A 255-nucleotide genomic window follows, 5' to 3' on the forward strand; every position below is an offset into this window, starting at 1 on the left:
GGTGCAGCGTGCCGTCGCCCGCATACACCGTGTACACCTGCGCGATCTGCAGCAGCGATGTCGACAGGCCGTAGCCGTAGGCCATCGTCGCCTGCTCGATGGGCCGCCAGCGCGCGAACGGACGCACGCGGCCCGCCGCGACGCCCGGAAACGTCAGCTCCGGCGCGCGGCCCAGTCCGTACTCCTGATACTTGTTCCAGATGGTTTCGGCGGGCAGGTTCAGCGCGAGTTTGGCGAGCGCGATATTGCTCGACT

At 67.8% G+C, this 255-nt stretch carries 1 protein-coding gene; it reads right to left on the reverse strand.

All coding sequences use genetic code 11. From position 1 onward, the window contains the following. On the reverse strand, window positions 1-255 hold a 255-nt coding region (locus SB753_RS39215), incomplete at both ends, for a penicillin-binding transpeptidase domain-containing protein (RefSeq protein ID WP_410805438.1).

Origin of the sequence: Paraburkholderia sp. SIMBA_053 (assembly GCF_046534895.1) — a bacterium.
GTDB classification, from domain to species: domain Bacteria; phylum Pseudomonadota; class Gammaproteobacteria; order Burkholderiales; family Burkholderiaceae; genus Paraburkholderia; species Paraburkholderia caledonica.